The sequence below is a fragment of the Streptomyces sp. NPDC050560 genome, from assembly GCF_044457285.1.
Lineage (GTDB): Bacteria > Actinomycetota > Actinomycetes > Streptomycetales > Streptomycetaceae > Streptomyces.
Map to the genome: position 1 here is coordinate 111,720 of NZ_JBITGT010000009.1, position 20,806 is coordinate 132,525.

Annotated in this window: 18 protein-coding genes and 1 tRNA gene; 8 read left to right on the forward strand and 11 right to left on the reverse strand. The window is 74.0% G+C overall.

All coding sequences use genetic code 11. The features are described from left to right. Positions 1–12: 12 nt before the first annotated feature. A tRNA-Leu gene (locus ACIBIW_RS21750) sits at positions 13–82 on the reverse strand. A gap of 125 nt (positions 83–207) precedes the next feature. On the opposite strand from ACIBIW_RS21750, the gene ACIBIW_RS21755 reads away from it, so the two are divergent. Then, a complete protein-coding gene (locus tag ACIBIW_RS21755; protein WP_399338587.1) occupies positions 208–726 on the forward strand; it encodes a GNAT family N-acetyltransferase in 519 nt (172 codons plus the stop codon). On the opposite strand, the gene ACIBIW_RS21760 is transcribed toward ACIBIW_RS21755, so the two are convergent. The 3 genes from ACIBIW_RS21760 to ACIBIW_RS21770 form a co-directional block, all read right to left on the reverse strand. Then, entirely contained in the window at positions 674–1,528 is an 855-nt protein-coding gene (locus ACIBIW_RS21760) for a MerR family transcriptional regulator (protein ID WP_399338588.1), read from the reverse strand. The genes ACIBIW_RS21755 and ACIBIW_RS21760 overlap by 53 nt on opposite strands. Positions 1,529–1,658: 130 nt before the next feature. Next, a complete protein-coding gene (locus ACIBIW_RS21765; protein ID WP_399338879.1) occupies positions 1,659–4,013 on the reverse strand; it encodes an MFS transporter in 2,355 nt (784 codons plus the stop codon). Positions 4,014–4,455: 442 nt separating this feature from the next. Next, positions 4,456–4,911 (reverse strand): SRPBCC family protein, encoded by a 456-nt coding sequence (locus tag ACIBIW_RS21770; RefSeq protein WP_399338589.1) that lies wholly within the window; start codon positions 4,909–4,911, stop codon positions 4,456–4,458. A 137-nt stretch (positions 4,912–5,048) separates the two neighbouring features. Here ACIBIW_RS21770 and ACIBIW_RS21775 point away from each other — a divergent pair, with 137 nt between their 5' ends. The 3 genes from ACIBIW_RS21775 (at position 5,049) to ACIBIW_RS21785 (ending at position 8,245) form a co-directional block, all read left to right on the forward strand. Further along, a complete protein-coding gene (locus tag ACIBIW_RS21775; RefSeq protein WP_399338590.1) occupies positions 5,049–6,086 on the forward strand; it encodes an Rv2578c family radical SAM protein in 1,038 nt (345 codons plus the stop codon). 147 nt (positions 6,087–6,233) lie between these two features. After that, the gene (locus ACIBIW_RS21780; protein WP_399338591.1) at positions 6,234–7,814 is read left to right on the forward strand and encodes an alpha/beta hydrolase; all 1,581 of its coding nucleotides are present in this window, start codon (positions 6,234–6,236) and stop codon (positions 7,812–7,814) included. 29 nt (positions 7,815–7,843) lie between these two features. Then, positions 7,844–8,245 (forward strand): RidA family protein, encoded by a 402-nt coding sequence (locus ACIBIW_RS21785; RefSeq protein ID WP_399338592.1) that lies wholly within the window; start codon positions 7,844–7,846, stop codon positions 8,243–8,245. A gap of 7 nt (positions 8,246–8,252) precedes the next feature. Here the strand turns inward: ACIBIW_RS21785 and ACIBIW_RS21790 are convergent, their stop codons facing one another. Both ACIBIW_RS21790 and ACIBIW_RS21795 read right to left on the reverse strand, forming a co-directional pair. Then, entirely contained in the window at positions 8,253–8,822 is a 570-nt protein-coding gene (locus tag ACIBIW_RS21790; RefSeq protein ID WP_399338593.1) for an adenylosuccinate lyase, read from the reverse strand. 49 nt (positions 8,823–8,871) lie between these two features. Continuing rightward, positions 8,872–9,726 carry a TetR family transcriptional regulator gene (locus ACIBIW_RS21795; RefSeq protein WP_399338594.1) on the reverse strand — a complete coding sequence of 285 codons (855 nt, stop codon included), beginning with the start codon at positions 9,724–9,726 and terminating at the stop codon, positions 8,872–8,874. 278 nt (positions 9,727–10,004) lie between these two features. On the opposite strand from ACIBIW_RS21795, the gene ACIBIW_RS21800 reads away from it, so the two are divergent. The 3 genes from ACIBIW_RS21800 to pssA all read left to right on the forward strand — a co-directional run bounded on the left by ACIBIW_RS21800 (position 10,005) and on the right by pssA (position 13,019). Beyond that, complete coding sequence (locus ACIBIW_RS21800) at positions 10,005–10,973, forward strand: HpcH/HpaI aldolase/citrate lyase family protein (protein WP_399338595.1); 969 nt, start codon at positions 10,005–10,007, stop codon at positions 10,971–10,973. A 539-nt stretch (positions 10,974–11,512) separates the two neighbouring features. Continuing rightward, on the forward strand, positions 11,513–12,160 hold the full coding sequence (locus tag ACIBIW_RS21805; RefSeq protein ID WP_399338596.1) for a phosphatidylserine decarboxylase: 648 nt from the start codon (positions 11,513–11,515) through the stop codon (positions 12,158–12,160). Then, positions 12,153–13,019 carry a CDP-diacylglycerol--serine O-phosphatidyltransferase gene (gene pssA / locus ACIBIW_RS21810; protein WP_399338597.1) on the forward strand — a complete coding sequence of 289 codons (867 nt, stop codon included), beginning with the start codon at positions 12,153–12,155 and terminating at the stop codon, positions 13,017–13,019. Before ACIBIW_RS21805 ends, pssA begins: the two co-directional genes overlap by 8 nt. Before the next feature lie 105 nt (positions 13,020–13,124). On the opposite strand, the gene ACIBIW_RS21815 is transcribed toward pssA, so the two are convergent. Continuing rightward, on the reverse strand, positions 13,125–14,312 hold the full coding sequence (locus tag ACIBIW_RS21815) for a glycerate kinase (protein WP_399338598.1): 1,188 nt from the start codon (positions 14,310–14,312) through the stop codon (positions 13,125–13,127). Between the two features lie 152 nt (positions 14,313–14,464). Between ACIBIW_RS21815 and ACIBIW_RS21820 the strand changes: the two genes are divergently transcribed. Further along, positions 14,465–14,965 (forward strand): NUDIX domain-containing protein, encoded by a 501-nt coding sequence (locus ACIBIW_RS21820; protein WP_399338599.1) that lies wholly within the window; start codon positions 14,465–14,467, stop codon positions 14,963–14,965. Here ACIBIW_RS21820 and ACIBIW_RS21825 read toward each other — a convergent pair. The 4 genes from ACIBIW_RS21825 to ACIBIW_RS21840 all read right to left on the reverse strand — a co-directional run bounded on the left by ACIBIW_RS21825 (position 14,926) and on the right by ACIBIW_RS21840 (position 20,767). Further along, positions 14,926–15,930: a GNAT family N-acetyltransferase gene (locus tag ACIBIW_RS21825; RefSeq protein WP_399338600.1), complete on the reverse strand. Its 1,005-nt coding sequence runs from the start codon at positions 15,928–15,930 to the stop codon at positions 14,926–14,928. The genes ACIBIW_RS21820 and ACIBIW_RS21825 overlap by 40 nt on opposite strands. A gap of 80 nt (positions 15,931–16,010) precedes the next feature. Further along, positions 16,011–18,584, reverse strand: coding sequence for an ATP-dependent Clp protease ATP-binding subunit (locus tag ACIBIW_RS21830; protein ID WP_399338601.1), 2,574 nt, complete (start codon positions 18,582–18,584; stop codon positions 16,011–16,013). Between the two features lie 157 nt (positions 18,585–18,741). Next, a complete protein-coding gene (locus ACIBIW_RS21835; protein ID WP_399338602.1) occupies positions 18,742–19,926 on the reverse strand; it encodes an FAD-dependent oxidoreductase in 1,185 nt (394 codons plus the stop codon). Positions 19,927–20,122: 196 nt separating this feature from the next. After that, on the reverse strand, positions 20,123–20,767 hold the full coding sequence (locus ACIBIW_RS21840) for a PadR family transcriptional regulator (protein ID WP_399338603.1): 645 nt from the start codon (positions 20,765–20,767) through the stop codon (positions 20,123–20,125). Positions 20,768–20,806 lie beyond the last annotated feature (39 nt).

Below are 20,806 nucleotides of genomic sequence, written 5' to 3' on the forward strand. Positions count from 1 at the left end.
CGCCGGGCCAGGGCCCGGCGACGGGATTTGAACCCGCAACCTCCCCATTAGGAGTGGAAGTAACCCGCGCCTTCGCACCTGGGACGCTTCAGAGCGTACGCGCGGACACCACACGGCGAAACCGGTTTTACCCCCGTCGCCCGCCCCCGCGGCGGGCGGGCGACAAAGCACTTGCACCGCCCCTCCCCCGCTCAGAATCATGCCGCCATGAGCGGCGACTACACGGTGAGACAGGTACGGGCGGACGACTGGCCCGCGGTGAAGGCCCTGCGCCTTGCCGCACTGCGGGACCCGGTGGCACCCATCGCCTTCTTTGAGACGTACGACGAGGCGGTGGCCCGCCCTGACGCCTTCTGGAAGGAGCGCACACTCGGCGGCGCGGAGGGCGGCCGGAACCGCCAGTTCGTGGCGGAGGCACCGGACGGCGAGTGGCTCGGCACGGTGACGGCCCTGCTCGAACAGGCGGGCACGGTGGACTTCATGGGCGAGGCCGTCGACCGCCCCCAGGCCCATCTGGTGGGCGTGTTCGTACGCCCCGGGCACCGCGGCGGCACGGTGTCGGCGGCCCTGTTCAGGACCGCGCTGGCCTGGACGGCCCCCCGCGCCTCCCGCACCCGCCTGCTGGTCCACCGCGACAACGGGAGGGCCGAGGCGTTCTACCGCAAACTCGGCTTCATCCGCGTGCGCGAGCTGACGGAGGAGTACGAGATGGTGCACCAGGGCTGAGGACCCCCGGGAGGGGCCCGAACAACTCGGCGAGAAGCCCCGTCCCCTCGGCCGGCGCCCGAACTTCGAGATGCACCACCCCGCCGTCGAGATGCACCCGAAAGTCGAAGAAGGGGCAGCACCGCTGTTCCGCGGCGGCCAACTCCACCACCCGGCCGACACGCCCGACGGGCAACGTCACCCGCACCCCGTCCAGAACAGCCCCCCGCCCGGCCCCCTCAAGCACCCGACGCCACTCCCCAGCCCTCTCGGCCACCCCCTCACCCCCCAACGAACAGACCACCGGGGCAGACCGCCACCGCTCCCCGGGCACGGACGCGGGGGTGGATGCGGACGCGGCGTCAACGAAACCGGAACCAAAACCGCCCCCCGGGCCGGAACCGGCGGATTCCCCACCGGCCCCCGCCCCACCGGGGAACCCGCACTCCGCATCACACCTGCCCGCCCGCTCGGGCAACGAGTCGAGCCGTCCCAGGGCGGCGTGCAGCGAGGCGGCGAACGCCCCAAGCTCCGCGTTCCTCCGCTCCGCCTCCGCGAGGCGCGCCACGACCCGTGGCCGTAGCCCCGCCTTCACCCGGGCACACACCCCGCCCTCCCACACCGCGAGCAGCTCCCCGATCTCCTCCAGCGCAAGCCCGAGCCGCTTGCCGGCCCCGATGAACGCGAGCCGCTCCACCGCGTCCTCGCCGTACACCCGGTACCCACCCGGCGTCCGCCCGGCGGACAGCAACCCGGCAGCCTCGTAGAACCGCAACGTCGTCGCCGGCACACCACACCGCTCGGCAAGCTGAGAAATCCGCATACGACAACGCTAGACATTCCACCCGACTGAAAGGTCAACCCCAAACCCGCAGCCCGCCGACGCACCGCAACCACCCACCCACCACCGCACCACACAACCCCCCGCACCCCACTTCACGCCACAACACACCTCAATCCTCATGCCCGAGCTGAAGATCCCGCTCCGTGCGCCCACCCCCCGCGACCTGCAACACGGTCGCCACCGGCGGATACCCCGCCGCGATCACCGTGTACTCCCCCGACGACAGATCCACGAACCGGAACGTCCCGTCCGCCCCGGTGGTCAGCGTGTCCACCACGTTCCCGGCCGCGTCCAGCAGCGTCACCCGCGCATCCTCGACGGGCCGCCCACCCCCCGCACGCACGGTCCCCCTGAGCACCGCTCCCCCGGCCAGCTCCACATCCTGCCGGGTCTCCCGCGCCGCCTGCACACTCACCGGAAGCGCCGCGGGCCGAAACGCGGGTGCGCTCGCCGCCAGCGTGTACTCACCGGCCACCAACTCGGTGATCTGGTAGCCCCCTTCGCGTGCGCTGCGGGTGGTGGCCACCACCTCCCCGTGCACGTTGGTGAGGGTGACCGTGGCGTCGCGGACGGGTGAGCCGTCCGCGGTGAGCACGGCACCGGCGAGCCGCCCGGCCCCGCCGAGGACGACGTCGAGTTCGACGGGCCGCTCGCCCACCGTCACGGACACGGCCTGCGGCTGGTGTCCGCCCGCCGCGGCGATGAGGACGTACGAGCCGGTGCCGGGCGTGGACAGGGCGTAGCGCCCGTCGTCGCCGCTGGCGCCGCGGCCGATCTGGCGCCCCGAGACGTCGATGAGGGTGAGCGCGGCGCGCGGCACCGCGGTGCCGTCCGGGTGCACCACTCCCCCGCACACCGGCACCCCGGCCGCGTAGGAGCTGCGGGCGGCGGGGATGCCGGGCTCCGTGAGGGAGTCGGTGTCGGAGGCGCTGTGGGGCACGGCACTGGACAACAGGGGTGTCTCCTTGAGGAAGAAGGCGATGAGCAGCCCGAGGGCGAGCACGGGGACGAGGTAGAGGAAGATGCGCGGCATGGCCGCGGCGTAGCCGCCGATGTAGCCGTCGCGCAGCGCGGGCGGCAACTGGTGGACGAGCTGCGGGGTGATGGACTCCGGGTCGGGCAGGTGCGCGCCCGCGGGGAGCCTGCCGCCGAGTTCGTGGGCGAGGCGGCTCGCGAAGAGGGTGCCGAAGACGGCGGCGCCGACGCTGCCGCCGATCTGCCGGAAGTAGTTGTTGGCGCTGGTGGCGGCGCCCATGTCGGAGGGGCGCACCGAGTTCTGCACGGCGAGCACCAGGACCGGCATGACGAGCCCGATGCCCGCGCCGAGCACCGCCATCCAGATGCTGTAGTGCAGCCGTGGGGTGCCGGTCTCCAGGCGGGACAGCAGCCACATGCCGAGGGTGGAGAGGGCGCCGCCGAGGATGGGGTAGACGCGGTAGCGGCCGGTGCGGCTGATGAGCTGGCCGGAGACCACGGAGGCGATGACGACGCCGCCCATCATGGGCAGCATCAGCAGCCCCGAGCCGGTGGCGCTCGCGCCGTCGACCATCTGGAGGTACGTGGGCAGATAGCTGGCTGCGCCGAAGAGGGCGATGCCGACGACGGCGCCGACGAGGCCGGTGACGTTGAAGACGGAGTCCCTGAACAGCCGCAGCGGGATGAGGGGTTCGGCGGCGAAGCGCTCGGCGAGCAGGAAGAGCACCGTGGCGACGACCGCGCCCGCGCCGAGGCCGAGGATGACACGGGAGCCCCAGGCGTACTCGGTGCCTCCCCAACTGGTGAGGAGGACGAGGCAGGTGGAGGCCGCGGTGAGCAGCAGGGTGCCGAGGACGTCGAAGCGGGGCCTGCCCGCGGGCCGCCGCCTCGGCAGGACGACGGTGACGACGGCGAGGGTGACCAGGCCGAAGGGGACGTTGACGTAGAAGCACCAGCGCCAGCTCGTGTGGTCGGTGAAGAAGCCGCCGAGCAGGGGCCCCGCGACGGAGGCGAGTCCGAAGGCGGCGCCGATGAGGCCCATGAACCTGCCGCGGTCCCGGGGCGGCACGATGTCGCCGATGATCGCCTGGACGCCGATCATGAGGCCGCCCGCGCCGACGCCCTGGACGGCGCGGAAGATGATGAGCTGGTCCATGGTGCGCGACCAGCCGGCGAGCGCGGAGCCGAGCACGAAGCACGCGATGGCGAACTGGAAGACGCTCTTGCGGCCGAGGAGGTCGCCGAGCTTGCCGTAGACCGGGAGGCCGATGGTCGAGGTGAGCAGGTAGGCGGTGATCGCCCAGGGCATCTTGTCGAGCCCGTGCAGCTCGCCGACGATCTTCGGCAGGGCGGTGGCGACGATCATCTGGTCGAGCGCGGCGAGCAGCAGGGCGAGCATCAGCCCCACGAAGACGAGCCGCACCCGGCGGGGGCCGAGGACGGGCGCCGGTTCCGGCTGTTCGTCCTGGAGCAGTTCGGCCAGCGGCACGGTCTGCTCCGGGTCGCCGGGCAGCGCCCCCTCGTCGGCCGTGCCGCCGGGGCCGTCGGCCCGCTCCTCACCCGGGGGCTGTGGCCGCTCGTCGTAGGGTCCCGCGCCCGGCGCCGCGGCCCCCTCCGTCGGCCCGCGTCCCGACGGCCCCTTCGCCGCCGGTTCCCGTGCCGTGTCCCGGTCTGCTGTTCCCGGTGCCGCCGCGCCATCGGCCAGCGTCGTCCCGCCCACGTACTGCTCCCCTCGTCACCTGCGGCGTAATTTTTCGCATTACGCGACAATGCGGAGCAACTTGGGCGAGGCGTGGTTTTCGGGCGTCGCCGCCGGTAGGAGCGTTGCGGCGTTCAACGCGCGCCTTTTGAAACCACCCGTACGGATGACGCGGGAGGGAAGGGGGGCGGCTGCCGCGCGCGGGGTGCGGAAGCCGCCGGGGGGCGGCCGGTCAGCCGCCGCTGACCTGCTGGGTTTTGGCCGCGAGATTGGCCAGAATCGCGTCGTAGATACGGCCGAGGCCCTTGGGCGCGAAGGTCTTCTCGAAGAATCCGCCGATGCCCCCGGCGCCGTTCCAGACCGTGGTGGCGGTGACGCGCGAGGAGCCCTCCCCCGCCGGGGTCACCCGCCAGGTGGTGACCATGGAGGAGTTGCGGTCCTTCTCGACGAGTTCGCCGTCGGTGGGCTCCGTGACGTCGAGCAGGCAGTCGCGGACCCGCTTGCTGGTGGCCTGGAGCCGCCAGTGCACGACGGTGCCCTCGCCGTCGCCGCCCTCGCGCACCTCGTACTCGCTGAACTGGCCGGGCAGCAGTCCCTGGCGGGTGCCGCTGTAGTCGGCGAGGGCGTCGAAGACCTCGTCGGGTGCGGCGGCGATCGTCCGTTCTGTGACTGCCTCGACCTGCGCCATGGCGCTTCCTCTCGCTTCTGGGGGCCCTGCGGGACAGGGCACAGCCAACCACCCCGCGCCGCGCCCGCCAAACCAGGGGTCGCACGATCAAGGGAACATGTGTTCTATTCTTTTGGGAGTACCACCGAGGAGGCGTCATGCGCTGGGAGAATCTGAGGGACCGGCCAGGTCAGGACGGTGCCGCGCTGTTCGGGACGGACGCGGTGACCACCCGCACGTACGACAGCCCGGAGTTCCGCGGCGTCACGTTCCACGAGATCCGGGCCAGATCCGTGCTGAACCGGGTGCCGGGCACGTCCCGGATGTCGTTCGAGTGGACGGTCAACCCGTACCGCGGCTGCACCCACGCGTGCGTGTACTGCTTCGCGCGCAGGACGCACAGCTATCTCGACCTGGACACGGGCCACGGGTTCGACTCCCAGATCGTGGTGAAGGTGAACGCGCCCGAGGTGCTGCGCCGCCAGTTGGCGTCGCCGCGCTGGGAGGGCCGGCACATAGCGATGGGTACCAACGTCGACTGCTACCAGCGCGCGGAGGGCAAGTACGCGCTGATGCCGGGGATCATCCGGGCGCTCACCGAGCGGGAGAATCCTTTCTCCATCCTCACCAAGGGCACCCTGGTGCTGCGCGACCTCGCTCTGCTGGAGCGCGCCTCGCGGGTCACGGACATCGGCGTCGCGGTCTCGGTGGGCTTCACCGACCCCGGGCTGTGGCGCAGCGTGGAGCCGGGCACGCCCGCGCCGCAGCGCCGCCTCGACGTGGTGCGGGCGCTCGGGGAGCGCGGCATCGGGTGCGGGGTGCTGATGGCGCCGGTGCTGCCGTTCCTCAGCGACGGGCCCGGGCAGTTGCGCGCGACGGTGCGGGAGATCGCGGCGGCGGGGGCGGCCTCGGTGACACCGCTGGTGCTGCACCTGCGGCCGGGTGCCAGGGAGTGGTTCATGGCGTGGCTCGGCCGTGAGCACCCGCACCTGGTGCGGCGTTACGAGCGGCTGTACGCGGGCGGCTCGTACTGCCCGCGCTGGTACCAGCGGCGGGTCACCCGCCAGGTGCACGAGCTGGCCGCCGAGTACGGGATGGGTCCTGCGCGCGCGGGCGAGAGCAGGGGCCTGGCGCCCGCGCAGGACGCGGGGCCCGCGGCGGGGGCGGCGGAGCCGACCCAGCTCACGCTGCTCTGAGGCGGGCGCCCGGTGGGTCCCCCGGGTGGGAGTGCCGGGGCATTCGGGTGGGCGGTGCGGCCGCTCGCTTGGCGGGGCCGGCTCCCCGGGGACGATGCGGGCTTGAACGTCCGGGCAGAACGCCCTCTAGCCCCGCCGGGAGGCCCCATGAAGAAACGCGCAGCCGCCCTCTGTTCGGTCGCGGCGGCCCTCGCCGCGGCGGTGAGCGCAGGGCCGCCCGCCGCGAGCGACGCCGGGCCCCTCACCCGCCCCGCCGCGCTCGCCTGGAAGGACTGCGGCACCGAGGACTCGCCCACGATGCAGTGCGCCTCGCTGCGGGTGCCGCTCGACCACCAGAGCCCGCGCGGCCGCCAGATCACCCTGGCGCTCTCCCGGGTGCCGCACACCGGCAAGGAGTTCCAGGGCCCGCTGCTGGTGAACCCGGGCGGGCCAGGCGGCAGCGGGCTCTCGCTCGCCGGTGTGGTGGCCGGGTCGCTGCCCGACGACATCACCTCGCAGTACGACGTGATCGGCTTCGACCCGCGCGGGGTGGGGCGCAGCAGGCCCGCGCTCGACTGTGTGCCCGGGCACTTCGACCCGGTGCGCCCGGCGAGCGTGCCGGAGGGCTACGAGACGGCGCGCGAGAACGTGCAGCGGGCCAGGGACTTCGCCGAGGCGTGCGGCAGCGAGTACGCGGGGCTGCTGCCGTTCATGGACACCGACAGCTCGGCGCGGGACATGGACGACATCAGGCACGCGCTCGGTGCGCAGCGCATCAGCTACTTCGGCTACTCGTACGGCACGTACCTCGGCGCGGTGTACGGGAAGCTGTTCCCGCACCGGGTGCACCGGATGGCGCTGGACTCGGTGGTGACGCCGCAGGGCGTCTGGTACCGCGACAACCTGGACCAGAACATCGCGTTCAACGCCCGCCACCAGGCGTTCCTCGCATGGGTGGCCAAGCACGACGCCGCGTACCACCTGGGCGCCGACCCGGCGCGGGTCGAGGACGAGTGGTACGCGATGCGGCGCGCGGTGACCGCCGAGCCCGCGGGCGGCACGGTGGGCGGCGCGGAGCTGGAGGACACGTTCCTGCCGGGCGGCTACTCCAACCTCTACTGGCCGAGGCTGGCGCAGGCGTTCTCGGCGTACGTGAAGGAGAAGGACACGGCGCCGCTGCTGCGCGCGTACCGTGCGCTCGGCGCGCAGGACGCGACGGGCGACAACAACTACAGCGTGTACACCGCGGTGCAGTGCAGGGACGCGCCCTGGCCGCGGGACTGGCAGACATGGGTGCGCGACGCCCGGCGCTCGGACCACAAGGCGCCGTTCAGCAGTTGGAACAACACCTGGTACAACGCGCCGTGCGCGTTCTGGCCCGTCAGGGGGCGCGAGCCGGTCGACGTGTCGACGAACGCGCTGCCGCCGGTGCTGCTCTTCCAGGCCACCGGGGACGCCGCGACGCCGTACGAGGGCGGTGTGGCGGTGCACCGTGCGCTGCGGGACTCCAGCCTGGTGGTGGAGGAGGGCGGCGGCAACCACGGCGTCACCCTCAGCGGCAACGCGTGCCTCGACGAGCGGCTCGCCGCGTATCTGCGGGACGGGACCGTGCCGCGCGGCGAGGGGACGGTGGACGCGGTGTGCCCCGCGCTGCCCGATCCCGAACCGGCGGGGACGCGGCGGGCGCTGCGGCCGGTGGACCGGCTGCACGAGGCGCTCGGCCCACGGGGGCACGGGCCCGGGGTCTGACGCCGCGGCCCGGCGGTCATAATCGGCCCATGGCTGAGCGACTGACCCGTGTCCACGCGCCCGAGGGCGTCTTCCCCGCGGCCCAGTACACGCACGTGGTGCACGGCACCGGGCGGCTCGTGGCGGTCTCGGGGCAGCTCCCGCTCGACGGGGACGGGAGGCTGGTGGGGGCCGGGGACCCGGCGGCGCAGGCCCGGCAGGTGTTCGAGAACCTGCGGCGGTGCCTCGCGGCGGCGGGGGCCGGCTTCGACGACGTGGTGAAGCTGACGTACTTCGTCACGGACATGGCGTACATGCCGGCGATCAGGGAGGCCAGGGACGCCGTGCTCGACCCGGCGCGGCTGCCGGCGAGTTCGGCGCTCCAGGTGGCCGCGCTCGTGGGTCCCGGGTTCCTGATGGAGGTGGAGGCGCTGGCGCTGGTGGACGGCTGACGGGGGGTCAGCCGGGCAGCCGGGCCAGCGCCGCCTCGGCGGCGGGGGCGAGCCTGGGCATCCCGGCGGCGGCCGTGAGGACGGGGCGCGCCCTGCGGTCGCCGAGGGCGCCGAGGCCCTCCACGCAGGCGAGGGCGACCCGCCAGTAGGGGTCGCGCGGCCTGAGGCGGCGCTCCAGCGCGGTGATCAGGGCGGGCGCCGACTCGGGGGCGCGCAGCTCGGTGAGCAGCCGTACCGGGTGCAGCGCGTAGGCGACACGCAGTTCGTTGGTGGCGAGGGCGGCGGCGGCGCGCGCGGTGCGGGGGTCGCGCAGCCGGGCGAGGGCGCGGGCCGCGGACGCGCAGCGCTGCGGGTCGCGGTGGTTGAGCAGCAGCACCAGGGCCTCGAAGGCGCGGCGGTCGCCCGCGGTGCCGAGCCGGAACGCGGCCAGCTCCCTCGCCCACAGGGGGCGTCCCGGGCCGGTCAGTACGGCGACGAGTTCGTCCTTGTCCCGGGTGGTCGCCATGCGGTCGAACTCGTGGTCGCCCGCGGCTTCCCGCCGTAAGCGCTCGGTGAGCGCCCGCAGCTCTTCGTCCATGGCGCGAGGGTAGTCGCGTGCGGATCACCGGGACAGACCGCGGACCGGATCACTCGGCGGCGGCGCCCGGCGGGCGCGGCGCGGGCGGGCGCTCGCGCAGGGCCCGTTCGATGGTGCGCATGATCTCGGGCAGCGGGGTGTCGGTGCGGGCGACGGTGACCAGCACCTCGCCGCCCTCGCCCGTGGGCGCGGCGGCGGCCTGCGGGCCGCGGCCCGCCCCCGCGCCGAAGGTGGCCCGTACGATCGCGAAGGCGTGGTCGAGTTGGGCCTCGACGTCGCCCTGGCCGTTGGCGCGCAGCCAGCGGCGCAGGACGTGGTTGTGGGCGGTGACGACGGCGGAGGCGGCGACCTCGGCGAGCAGCGGGTCGTCGAAGCCGGTGTCGTGGTGCGCGTGCTCGTCGTAGTGCCCGAGGAGGTAGCGGGTGAACAGCCGTTCGTAGCGGGCGACGGAGGCGATCTCGGCCTCGCGGAGGGTGGGGACCTCGCGGGTGAGGCGGTAGCGGGCGACGGAGATCTCGGGCTGCGCCGCGTACATCTTCATGACCTCCTTGATGCCGCGGCAGATCGTGTCGAGCGGGGGCTCGTGGGCGGGGGCGGCGTTCAGTACGGCCTCGGCGCGCACCAGGGTGTCGTCGTGGTCCGGGAAGATCGCCTCCTCCTTGGACCTGAAGTGGCGGAAGAAGGTGCGGCGGGCGACGCCTGCGGCGCCCGCGATCTCGTCGACGGTGGTGGCCTCGTAGCCCTTGGTGGCGAACAGCTCCATGGCGGCGGCGGCGAGTTCGCGGCGCATCTTCAGCCGCTGGGCCGCGGCCCGGCCGCTCGCGGTGCCCGCGGACGGGGTGCCCGGGGCCTCCGGTGCGTCGGTCGCCTGGCTGGTGCGGGAGGGCTTGGCGGGCTGCGGCATGACCCCGAACGTACTGCATGTGCGCACCCCGCCGTACACCGTGCCGGGGCCCGGGGCGGCGGCGCGTGTCCCGCGCGGCCCGGAACCGGATCTTCCTCCGCACCCGCGAGCGAGGATCGCTCGTCCGAGGCAGCCGCTGCCCGCAAGAGCGGCCCGGTCGGCGGCCGGGAGGGGGCGGCGGGCGCGCCCGCGAAGGGCGTGGGACCGCCCGCGACCGGCGGCCGTATCGTCGACGGGGCCGGGCACACCGCACGGCCCGACCCCGGGAGGTCCCCCGTATGAACGCGCCCGCAGCCCGCCCCGTGCGCCCGCGCCGCTCCGTGCTCGCGGTGCCGGGCTCCAACCCCCGCTTCCTGGAGAAGGCGCAGGGGCTTGACGTGGACGCCGTCTTCCTCGACCTGGAGGACGCCTGCGCGCCGTCGGCGAAGCCCGGCGCGCGGCACACCGTCGTGAAGTTCCTCAACGAGGGCGACTGGGGCCGCAAGACGCGGGTGGTCAGGGTCAACGACTGGTCCACCGAGTGGACCTACCGCGATGTGGTGACGGTGGTGGAAGGCGCGGGGGAGCACGTCGACTGCCTGTTGCTGCCGAAGGTGCGGGACGCCGGCCAGATCGGGGCGCTCGACCTGCTGCTGAGCCAGATCGAGCGGGCCATGGGCCTGCCGGTCGGCGGGATCGGCATCGAGGCGCAGATCGAGGACGCCACGGGGCTGGTGAACGTGGACGCGATCGCCGCCGCGTCGCCGCGCGTCGAGACCGTGGTGTTCGGGCCCGCGGACTTCATGGCGTCCCTCAACATGCGCTCGCTCGTGGTGGGCGAGCAGCCGCCGGGCTACCCGGCCGACGCCTACCACTACGTCCTGATGCGGATTCTGATGGCGGCCCGCAGCAACGGTGTGCAGGCCATCGACGGGCCCTACCTCCAGATCAGGAACGCCGAGGGGTTCCGCGAGGTGGCAGGCCGCTCCGCCGCGCTCGGCTTCGACGGGAAGTGGGTGCTGCACCCGGACCAGGTGGCCGCCGCCAACGAGGTGTACTCCCCCGCGCAGGAGGACTACGACCACGCGGAACTCATCCTGGACGCCTACGCGTACCACACCTCGGAGGCGGGCGGCGCCAGGGGAGCCGCGATGCTCGGCGACGAGATGATCGACGAGGCCAGCCGCAAGATGGCGCTGGTCGTCGCGGGAAAGGGGCGCGCCGCGGGCCTGCGGCGCACCACCTCCTTCGAACCTCCTCGGGCGTGACGCGCTCCGGTCACACTCCCGGACGAGGGTTTTACCAAATGATGGACGGAGCGGAGTGCGGCAGATGTGCGCGGCCGCGGTGTGCCCGCACACCCCCGCACACCCACGGACCGGACGTCGGCCACGCCGGGCGCCGTCAAACTTTCGGCAAACCCGCCGCGCACCACCAGGCGTTTCGGCGCACGCCCCGGGGATGGCCGCCACCGCGGAGGCGGCCCGTGCCATGATGGAGAGCGCGGCACACAAAAAGGACTCCGGGCGACGAAACGGCCCGGGGGTGCCGCTGCCGCCGATCGGCGAAGGCACCGCGGAGATCCAGAAGACGGTCATCGGGCGCAGGTGGCCCGACGAGTGTCGAAGTCCGGGGTAACTCCCGGAGTTGGGGGGACACACGGGAGGGAAACCCTGAGGCCCGGTCCACGCGCCCGGGGCGCCGACTCGGCTTCCCGGCTTGCCCAGTTGCGGCTCGTAACCGATACGATCGCCGCTAAGCCGCCGTCCCCTTCACTGCGCGGCATCATCTGCTACGAAGGTCATCCATGCCCCACAGCCAAACCTCTGCATCTCGCGGCCGGGTCCGCCTGGCCCGCGGAGCATCGCCGTGGCTCCTGCCGACCGTCGCCACCGCGGCCCTGAGCCTGGCCCGCTCCCGCAGCTCCCGGCGGGCCGCCGCGCTCGCCGTGCCCGCCACCGCTCTCGCGGCGGGCATGCTGTGGTTCTTCCGCGACCCCGACCGTGAGATCACCGAGGGCCGTGTGGTGGCGCCCGCGGACGGTGTGGTGCAGAGCATCATGCCGTGGCACGGCGGACGCACCCGCGTCGCGATCTTCATGAGTCCGTTGAACGTGCACGTCAACCGCGCCCCGCTGGCCGGGACGGTGACCTCGGTCGAGCACATCCCCGGGGGGTTCGTACCGGCGTTCAACAAGGAGAGCGAGAACAACGAGCGGGTCGTCTGGCACCTCGACACCGAACTCGGCGACATCGAGATGGTGCAGATCGCGGGCGCGGTGGCCCGGCGCATCGTGCCCTACCTGCCGAGGGGCAGCAAGGTGGAGCAGGGCGACCGCATCGGACTCATCCGCTTCGGCTCGCGGGTCGACCTGTACCTGCCCGAGGGTGTCGACGTGGCGCTGGAGGTCGGCCAGAAGACGGTGGCTGGGGTGACTCGCGTTGACCGTGGCTGACACCGAGACATCGGCGGACCCCGCGAACCCGGTCCGCTGGGCTCCCGAGACCGAGGCGGACGACGACGAGGGCGGCGACGACATCCCGCTGTCGCTGCGCCTCTCGATAGCGGACACCCTCACCCTCGGCAACGCGACCTGCGGCTTCATGGCGGTGTACTTCACCACCACGGGCATCCTGATCCCGCACCTCACCGGCAGTGACGAGTCGGGCATGGCGCGTCACTCGGCGGCGACCGCAGTGATCCTGATGCTCTGCGCGGCCGTGTTCGACCTCTTCGACGGGCTGGTGGCGCGCAAGCTGCGCAGCTCCCCGATGGGCGCGGAACTCGACAACCTCTCCGACCTGATCAGCTTCGGGCTGGCGCCCGCCTACTTCGTCCTCGTATACGGGATGGTGGCCGACGACGCGCACCAGCGGGTCGCCGCGGCGGGGGCGATCCTGGTGCTGCTCGCGGTGGTGCTGAGACTGGCCAGATTCTCCTGTGTGACGTTGAAGGACGGCATGTTCCAGGGCATGCCGAGCCCCTTCGGGGCGCTCACAGTGGTCTCCATCGTGCTGTTGGAGCTGCCGTTCGTGGCGACCCTGCTCGCCATCGTCGGCACCGCGTGGCTGATGGTGAGCCGGGTCGAGTACCCGAAGCCGCGCGGCAGGCTCGCGGTGGCGATGCTGGGCTGGATCGTGCTCAGCATGGGGCTGCTGGCGTCCTGGGCCTTCGAGGCGCCCGGCGGGCAGCTCCTGCTCCAGACCGGGTGTGCGCTGCAACTGGTGATGGGCGCCGTGATCCCGCTGTTCGCCACGGCCCGCCGGGTGAACAACTTCCGCGACAACCGCCGGGAGGCCAGGGCACAGCCCTGAGCACGCGGCCCGTACGACGCGGGGACGGGGCGGGACCGGAGGCCGGTTCCGCCCCGTCGGCGTCTCCCGCCCCGCCCCACGGCCGCGTTGTCCGCAGGACAGGGCCTAGGCCGGTGCCAGCCAGTCGTGGGCGATGCGCCCGGCGAGCCGCTCCAGCAGGGGGCCCGCCTCCGCGAGGCACCGGGACACGTCGGACTCCAGGTCGGTGAGCGCGTAGGCGCGCCGGATGCCCGCACCGGCCAGCTCCCCCGGGGTCAGCGCCAGCCGCCCGCAGACCGCGACGACGGGCGTGCCCACCGCGGTCGCCGCCGCCGCGACCCCCGCGGGGGCCTTGCCGTGCAGGGTCTGCGCGTCGAGCGAGCCCTCGCCGGTGACGACCAGGGTGGCGCGCTCAAGCTCGGGTGCGAACCCGAGGACATCGAGCATGATCTCGATGCCGGGGCGGAAGCCCGCGCCGAGCCCCACCAGCGCCCCGTACCCGATACCGCCCGCCGCGCCCGCCCCGGGCGCCGACGCGCACTCGCCCGCCCTCGGCCCGACGGCGTCCTCAAGGACGCGCGCGTAGTGCGCGAGCGCGGCGTCGAGGGCGGCCACGTCCTCGGGTCCCGCGCCCTTCTGCGGCCCGTACACGGCGGCCGCGCCCTTGGGCCCGGTCAGCGGGTTGTCGACGTCGCTCGCGAGCACCACGGTGGCGTGCGCGAGCCGGGGGTCGAGCCCGGAGAGGTCCGCGGTGGCGAGCCCGGCGAGGGCACCCCCGCCGGGGCCGACCGGGTCGCCCGCCGCGTCGAGGAAGCGGGCGCCGAGCGCCGCCAGCATGCCCGCGCCGCCGTCGGTGGTGGCGCTGCCGCCGACCCCGAAGACGACGGCCCCCGCGCCCGCGTCGAGTGCGGCGCGCAGCACCTCGCCCGTGCCGTACGTGGTCGCGGTCAGCGGGGCGAACTCGCCGGGCGGCAGCAGGTGCAGCCCCGACGCCTCCGCCATCTCCACCACCGCCGTGCCGTCCCGCAGCGCGAACGCGGCCGTGACCGGCTCGCCCAGCGGGCCCGTGACCCTGACCTCGCGGCGCTCGAAGCCCGCGGCCACCGCGGCGGCCACCGTGCCGTCGCCGCCGTCGGCCACCGGGAGCGCCGCCACCGCGAGGCCGGGGACCACGCGACGCAGCCCGGCCGTGACCCGCTCGGCGACCTGCACGGCCGTCAGCGAGCCCTTGAACTTGTCCGCGGCGATCAGCACCCGGGCCGCCTCCGGCGTGGCCGCGTTCCGTGCGGTCCCCGTCGCTCCAGCGTCCGCCACCTTGCACTCCCCTTGCTTCCGGCCTTGATCCCCAAGGCAGTCGCGCCACCGCGACCCTAACCGGAAGGGGCGCCCAGTGCCCATGCCGCCTCACGGGAGCCGTCGCACCCTCCGCACCGGGGCCCTGCGGTCCGCTGGCTACGCTGGGCGCGATGACTACTCCTTCCGACTACGCCACGTACATCGCCGGGCTGCCCCGCGTGCTCTCGGGAGCCGCCGTGCTGCTGCGGGACGCCGAGGGCCGGGTGCTGCTCGTCGAGCCGAACTACCGGCCCGGCTGGGGGCTGCCAGGCGGCACCGTGGAGTCGGAGGACGGCGAGACGCCGCGGCAGGGTGCCCGCAGGGAGACGGCGGAGGAGCTGGGCCTCGACCGGCCGGTGGGGCGGCTGCTCGCGGTGGACTGGGTGCCGGGCGCCGGGCGGCCGCCGCTGGTGGCGTACCTCTACGACGGCGGGGTGCTGGCGCCCGGCGAGGCGGAGCGCATCAGGCTCCAGGAGGAGGAGCTGCTGTCGTGGCGGTTCTTCGCCCCGGACGAGATCCCCGCGGCGCTGCCGGGCGCGACGGGCCGCAGGGTGCTGGCGGGGCTGCGGGCGCTCGCGGAGGACGCGGGCCCCTACGAGCTGGAGGACGGCCACCGCGCCGACGGGGGCTGAGCCGCCCGCCCGGCCGGTCGGCCGGCGGGGGCGATCCGCTTCTCGAACCAGTGGTGGGCGTAGGGCTCGTCGTTGAAGGCGGGCACCTCCTCGAAACCGTACGAGCGGTAGAGGGCGACGGCGGCGTCGAGGGTGCGGTTGGTGTCGAGGCGGAGCAGGCCGCGGCCGTGCGCCGCCGCGTGTGCCTCCAGTTCTGCGAGGAACCTGCGGCCGAGGCCGAGCCTCCTTGCGGCGGGCGCCACCCACATGCGCTTGATCTCGGCGGGCGCGTCCACGGGCAGTTTCAGACCGGCGCAGCCGACCGGTTCGCCGCGCAGCCGTGCCACGAGGAAGAGTCCGGCGGGCGGGCGCAGCGCCCCGGGGTCGGGCAGCAGGCTGCGCGCCGGGTCGAAGCCGGTGTCGAAGCTGTCGGCCAGCTCGGCGAAGTAGGCCCGCAGACAGCTCTCGGCGTCGGGGTGTGCCGGGTCCTCGGTGTCGAGGGTGACGGCGGTCGCCGTCAGCAGCCGCTCGACCTCGGCCATCGCCGCCACAAGACTGGCCCGCCCGGCGGTGTCGAGCGGGGCGAGCAGGGAGCCGGCGAGTTCGTCACTGCGGGCGTCGAGCGCGGCGTGCTCGGCCTCGCCCGCGGGGGTGAGCCGTACGGTGCGCACCCTGCGGTCGCCCGGCAGCGGCTCCACGGTGACGAGCCCGTCGGCCTCCAGGGCGCGCAGCAGCCTGCTGAGGTACCCGGAGTCGAGGCCGAGGCGCTCGCGCAGCCGCCGCAGGTCCTGGCCCTGCGGGCCGGTCTCCCACAGCAGCCGGGCCTCCCCGATGGGCCGGTCGAGGCCCAGGTAGCGGTCGCTCAGCACACCGACCCGCTCGGTGACGGTGCGGTGGAAGCTCCGCACCGTGGCGATCTCCCCGGGGTCGGCGGGGCCGGGCCGCCCGGCGGGTGTGACGTGTCCCTCTGGCTCTCGCGCACGCATCCTCTGACTTTAGTCAGGCAATACGGCGGGGGTCCAGCCGCCTCCGTGGCTCCCGCACGGCCCCGTGCCCGGCGGGCCGCTCAGTCCTCGGGGTCCGGCCGCCGTGTGTCGAAGGTGAGGGTGTCGCCCGACACGGCGACGCGGAGCCGGCTGCCGCGCGGGACGGTGCCGTCGAGGAGCATCCGGGACACGGGGGTGTCCACCTCGCGCTGGATGGTGCGGCGCAGCGGGCGGGCGCCGTACTCCGGCTCGTGGCCGCGGCGCGCCAGCCAGTCGACGGCCTCGGGGCTGAACTCGACCGCGATGTCCTGGGCGTGCAGCCGCCTGCGGGTCTCCTCCAGGAGCAGGTCGGTGATGCGCCTGAGCTGGTCGGCGGTGAGCGGCCGGAAGACGACGATCTCGTCGATACGGTTCAGGAACTCGGGCCTGAAGTGCTCGCGCAGCGGGCGCAGCACCCGCTCGCGGCGGTCCTGTTCGTCGGCCTCGCCGCCGCCCGCGCCGAAGCCGGGCGGTGGCCCGCCGGAGACCCGCTCGGAGCCCAGGTTGCTCGTCATCACCACGACGGTGTTCGAGAAGTCCACGGTGCGGCCCTGGGCGTCGGTCAGCCGCCCGTCGTCGAGCACCTGGAGCAGCGTGTTGAACACGTCGGGGTGCGCCTTCTCGATCTCGTCGAAGAGCAGCAGCGAGTACGGGTGGCGGCGCACCGACTCGGTGAGCTGGCCCGCCTCCTCGTGGCCCACATAGCCGGGCGGCGAGCCGACCAGGCGGCTGACGGTGTGCCGCTCCTGGTACTCGCTCATGTCGAGGCGCACCATCCGGTCGTCGCTGCCGAACAGCGCCTGCGCGAGCGCCCTGGCCAGCTCCGTCTTGCCGACGCCTGTGGGGCCGAGGAAGAGGAAGCTGCCGGTCGGGCGCTCGGGGCTGGACAGTCCCGCGCGGGAGCGCAGCACCGCGTCGGCGACCACGCCGACCGCCTCGTCCTGGCCGACGACCCGCTCGTGCAGATGGGCCTCAAGGCCGAGGAGGCGGTCCTTCTCCTCCTCGGTGAGGGTGCTGACGGGGATGCCGGTCTGCCGCGACACGATGTCGGCGATGTCCTCCGCCGTCACCTTGACGACATGGCTCTCGCCGCCCGCCGCGTCGCCCGACTCCCCGGACTCCTCGTCGATCCGCCCGGTCAGCTCGGCGACGAGGTCGCGCAGCTCGCCCGCCCGCTCGTACTGCTCGGCGGCGACGGCCTGGTCCTTGTCCCGGGTCAGCCGCTCCACCTCGCGCTCCAGGGCGCGCACGTCGGTGCCCTTGGTGCGGGTGCGCAGCCGCACCCGGGCCCCGGCCTGGTCCATCAGGTCGATGGCCTTGTCGGGCAGGTAGCGGTCGGTGAGGTAGCGGTCGGACAGTTCGACGGCGCCGAGCAGCGCGTCGTCGGTGTACCTGACCTGGTGGTGTGCCTCGTAGGCGTCCCGGAGGCCGCGCAGGATCTGCACGGCGTCCGCGGTGGTGGGCTCGGGGACGAGCACCGGCTGGAAGCGGCGGGCGAGCGCGGCGTCCTTCTCGATGGAGCGGCGGTACTCGTCGAGGGTGGTGGCGCCGATGACGTGGAGTTCGCCGCGGGCGAGCGCGGGCTTGAGGATGTTGCCCGCGTCCATGGAGCCGCCCTCGCCGCCGCCTCCCGCGCCGACGACGGTGTGGAGTTCGTCGATGAAGACGACGAGCCGGTCGGAGTGGTCGCGGATCTCCGCGACGATGCTGTTCAGACGCTCCTCGAAGTCGCCGCGGTAGCGGGTGCCCGCGACGACGCCGGTGAGGTCGAGGGCGACGACGCGGCGCCCGGTGAGGATGTCGGGCACGTCGTCGTCGGCGATGCGCTGGGCGAGGCCCTCGACGATCGCGGTCTTGCCGACCCCGGCCTCGCCGATGAGGACGGGGTTGTTCTTGCCGCGGCGGGAGAGGATCTCGATGGTCTGCTCGATCTCGCCGTCCCTGCCGATGACGGGGTCGATACGGCCCTGTGCGGCCAGCGCCGTGAGGTCGCGCCCGTAGCGGTCGAGGGTGGGGGTGGCCGAGCCGCCCGCGCCCCGGGCGGTCCGCTGCTCGGGCCCCGCGCCCTGCATGCCGCCCGCGGCTCCTGCGCCCTGCGGCGGTGCCTGGCCGGGGGCGAAGTGCGCGGAGCCGAGGATGTGCCCGGCCGCCGAGTCGGGGTTGGCGGCGAGCGCGGCCAGTACGTGCTCGGGGCCGATGTAGCCCGCGCCGCCCGCCCTGGCGAGTTCCCTGGCGTCCAGCAGGGCGCGCTTGACGGCAGGTGTCACCGCCAGGGACGTCTGGGGGCCGCCGGGCCCGGGGCCCGCGGGGCCCGCGCGCTGGTCGATGTCCTCGGCGATGCGGTCCGGGTCGGCGCCCGAGCGCTCCAGCAAATCGCGCGTGGGCTCGGCGGCGAGGGCGGCCCGCAGCAGGTGCTCCGTGTCGAGGTCGGTGCTGCCGTGCTCGGCGGCGTAGCTGGCGGCCTGCGCCACGAGCTGGCGCGCGGGCTCGCTCATGAGCCGCCCGAGGTCGATGGGCTGCGGCCCCCGCTGGGGGCCGCCCCCGAAGAAGCGCGAGAGGAAATCCCCGAACGGGTCAGGACCGTACCCTTCAGGACCCGAGAAACCGTTGCTCATGGCCGTCCCATCCGTCGTCTGCGGTGTGTGCCGCGCGCCCCGGCGGGCGACGGGCACCGGCTACGCGTTCCCTGGAATGGGGCGTGCATACCCGCCGATACCGGCCGGCGGGTGTGCGGGCGGTATCGGCGGGTGACGGGGCGGGGCGCGGGCGGGGTCAGGCCGGGGCGTCCCAGTCGATGAGGTGGCGCTGGGTGGGTCCGAACGCCTTCTCCGGCCGCATCGCCGTCCGCATCAGCAGCCGCATCAGCAGGGGCAGCACGGCGCTGGTGAGGGGCCCGGGCGCCTTGACCTGGTTGATCCTCCCGGCGCGCGCCGCGATCTCCTCCGTACGGGCGCGGCGGCGCCGCTCGTAGGCGGTGAAGGCGGCCTCGGGGGTCGGGTGGTCGCGCAGCGCCCTGGCGAGTTCGACGGCGCTCTCGACGGCCAGCGAGGCGCCCTGCCCCGAGCTGTTGGAGGGCGCGTGGACGGCGTCGCCCACCAGGGCCATGCGGCCGCGGTGCCAGTGCGGCACCGGCGGCATGATGTACAGGGCGCCGGTGGTCGCGAGCCCGTCCGGGTCGATGTGGCGGACCAGGTCGCCCGCGGGGTCGTCGTCCCCGTAGGTCGCGCGCAGTTCGCGCAGCCACTCCCCGGGCGGCACCGCGCGCGCCTCGGTGAGCGTCATCGGCCGGGGGCGCGGCAGGTTGGCGCCCCAGTGGGTACGGCCGTCGGGGCGCCGCCAGTACAGGTAGTAGGCGCGCCTGCCGAAGGCGAAGTGCATGACGCCGGTGTCGCCGGGCACCGGCCGGTCCACGACGGCCTCGAAGCCGAGCAGGCCGGTGTAGTCGGGGCCCGGGGCGGCCGGGTCGATCATGGTGCGGACCGTGGAGTGGATGCCGTCGGCGCCGATGAGGACGTCGGCGGTGGCGGTGGTGCCGTCGGCGAAGCGGGCGGTGACGGTGTCGGGGCCCTCGTCGGCGCCGACGAGCCGCTTGCCGTGCTCGACGCGGATACCCCGCGCCACCGCGATGTCGTGCAGCGCGCGGTGCACGTCCGCGCGGTGCAGCAGGCGCATCGGCGGCAGCCCGGCGAGCTGCGGGAGTTCGACGTTCCTGGCGCCGAACGACATCACCGTGCGCGGGATCGGCAGGGTGTCGGCCACCACGGCCTCGCGGGCGCCGACCACGTCGAGGGCGGCCTGCCCGTTGGGCGCGAGCGCGAGGCTGCCCCCGATGCCGTCCGCGGTGCCCGGGTAGGACTCGTACACGGTCGCCTCGATGCCGGCCCGGTGCAGCGCGAGGGCGGTGACCGGGCCCGCTATCCCGCCGCCGATGACCAGTGCGGTGCGTACTGCTGTCATGGTTCTCCCTGGGAACGTGGCACCGGAGGGGTCCGGTGCCGGCTGTCGCACCCGGTGCGGGGTGCGGTGAACCGTTCCGTGCGGGGAGCCCGGCTATCCTTGTGCTCGCCATCTCGTGGCCGGATTCGCCCGTCATGGGTGTCGGTTCGAGGTCACGGCCCCGGCGGCGGTGCGGCAACACCCCGCCGGGGCCTTCTCAGTCCGTGCTTCCGCGCTCCGCGAGATCGGCCAGCTCGCCCGGCATCTCGCCGGTGGCGTGCCACTGCCGCCACAGCGCCAGGTCGGGGAAGGTGCCGTCGGCGAGTTCGCCGAGCAGCGTGCGCAGCCATGCCGACTCGGCGTCGCGGACGGCGAGTTCGTACTCGTCCTCGATGAGGAACAGCCGCGGGACGTCGGCCGCGTCGCGCGCCAGTGAGGTGCGCAGCGCGACCGTGGCGCGCTCCAGCGCTTCGAGGCGGTGCCGCAGCAGGGCCGCGGTCTCCTCGGGCGACAGGATCGCGAGCACCGAGAGGCCCGCCTTGAACTTCGGGTGCTCGGGCTGCGGGGTGGAGACGAGTTCGCGCACCCAGTCGACCAGTTCCGCGCGCCCCGCGTCGGTGATCCGGTAGACGGTCCGCTCGGGGCGCGCGCCCTCCCGCGCGGTGTCGGCGACTTGGAGGAAGCCGTGCTTCACCAGGTTGCGCACCACGGTGTAGAGGGAGCCCCACTTGATCTCCATGTCGTCCTCCTTGCCGCGCGACCGCAGCAGGGAGGCCATCTCGTAGGGGTGCATGGGCCGTTGGACGACGGTGGAGAGCACCGCCAGGGCGAGCAGGTTGCCCACCTTGCGCCGTTTGGCCATAACCCGCCTTCTCCCCTCCGTCGCCGCGCGCCGGGCACC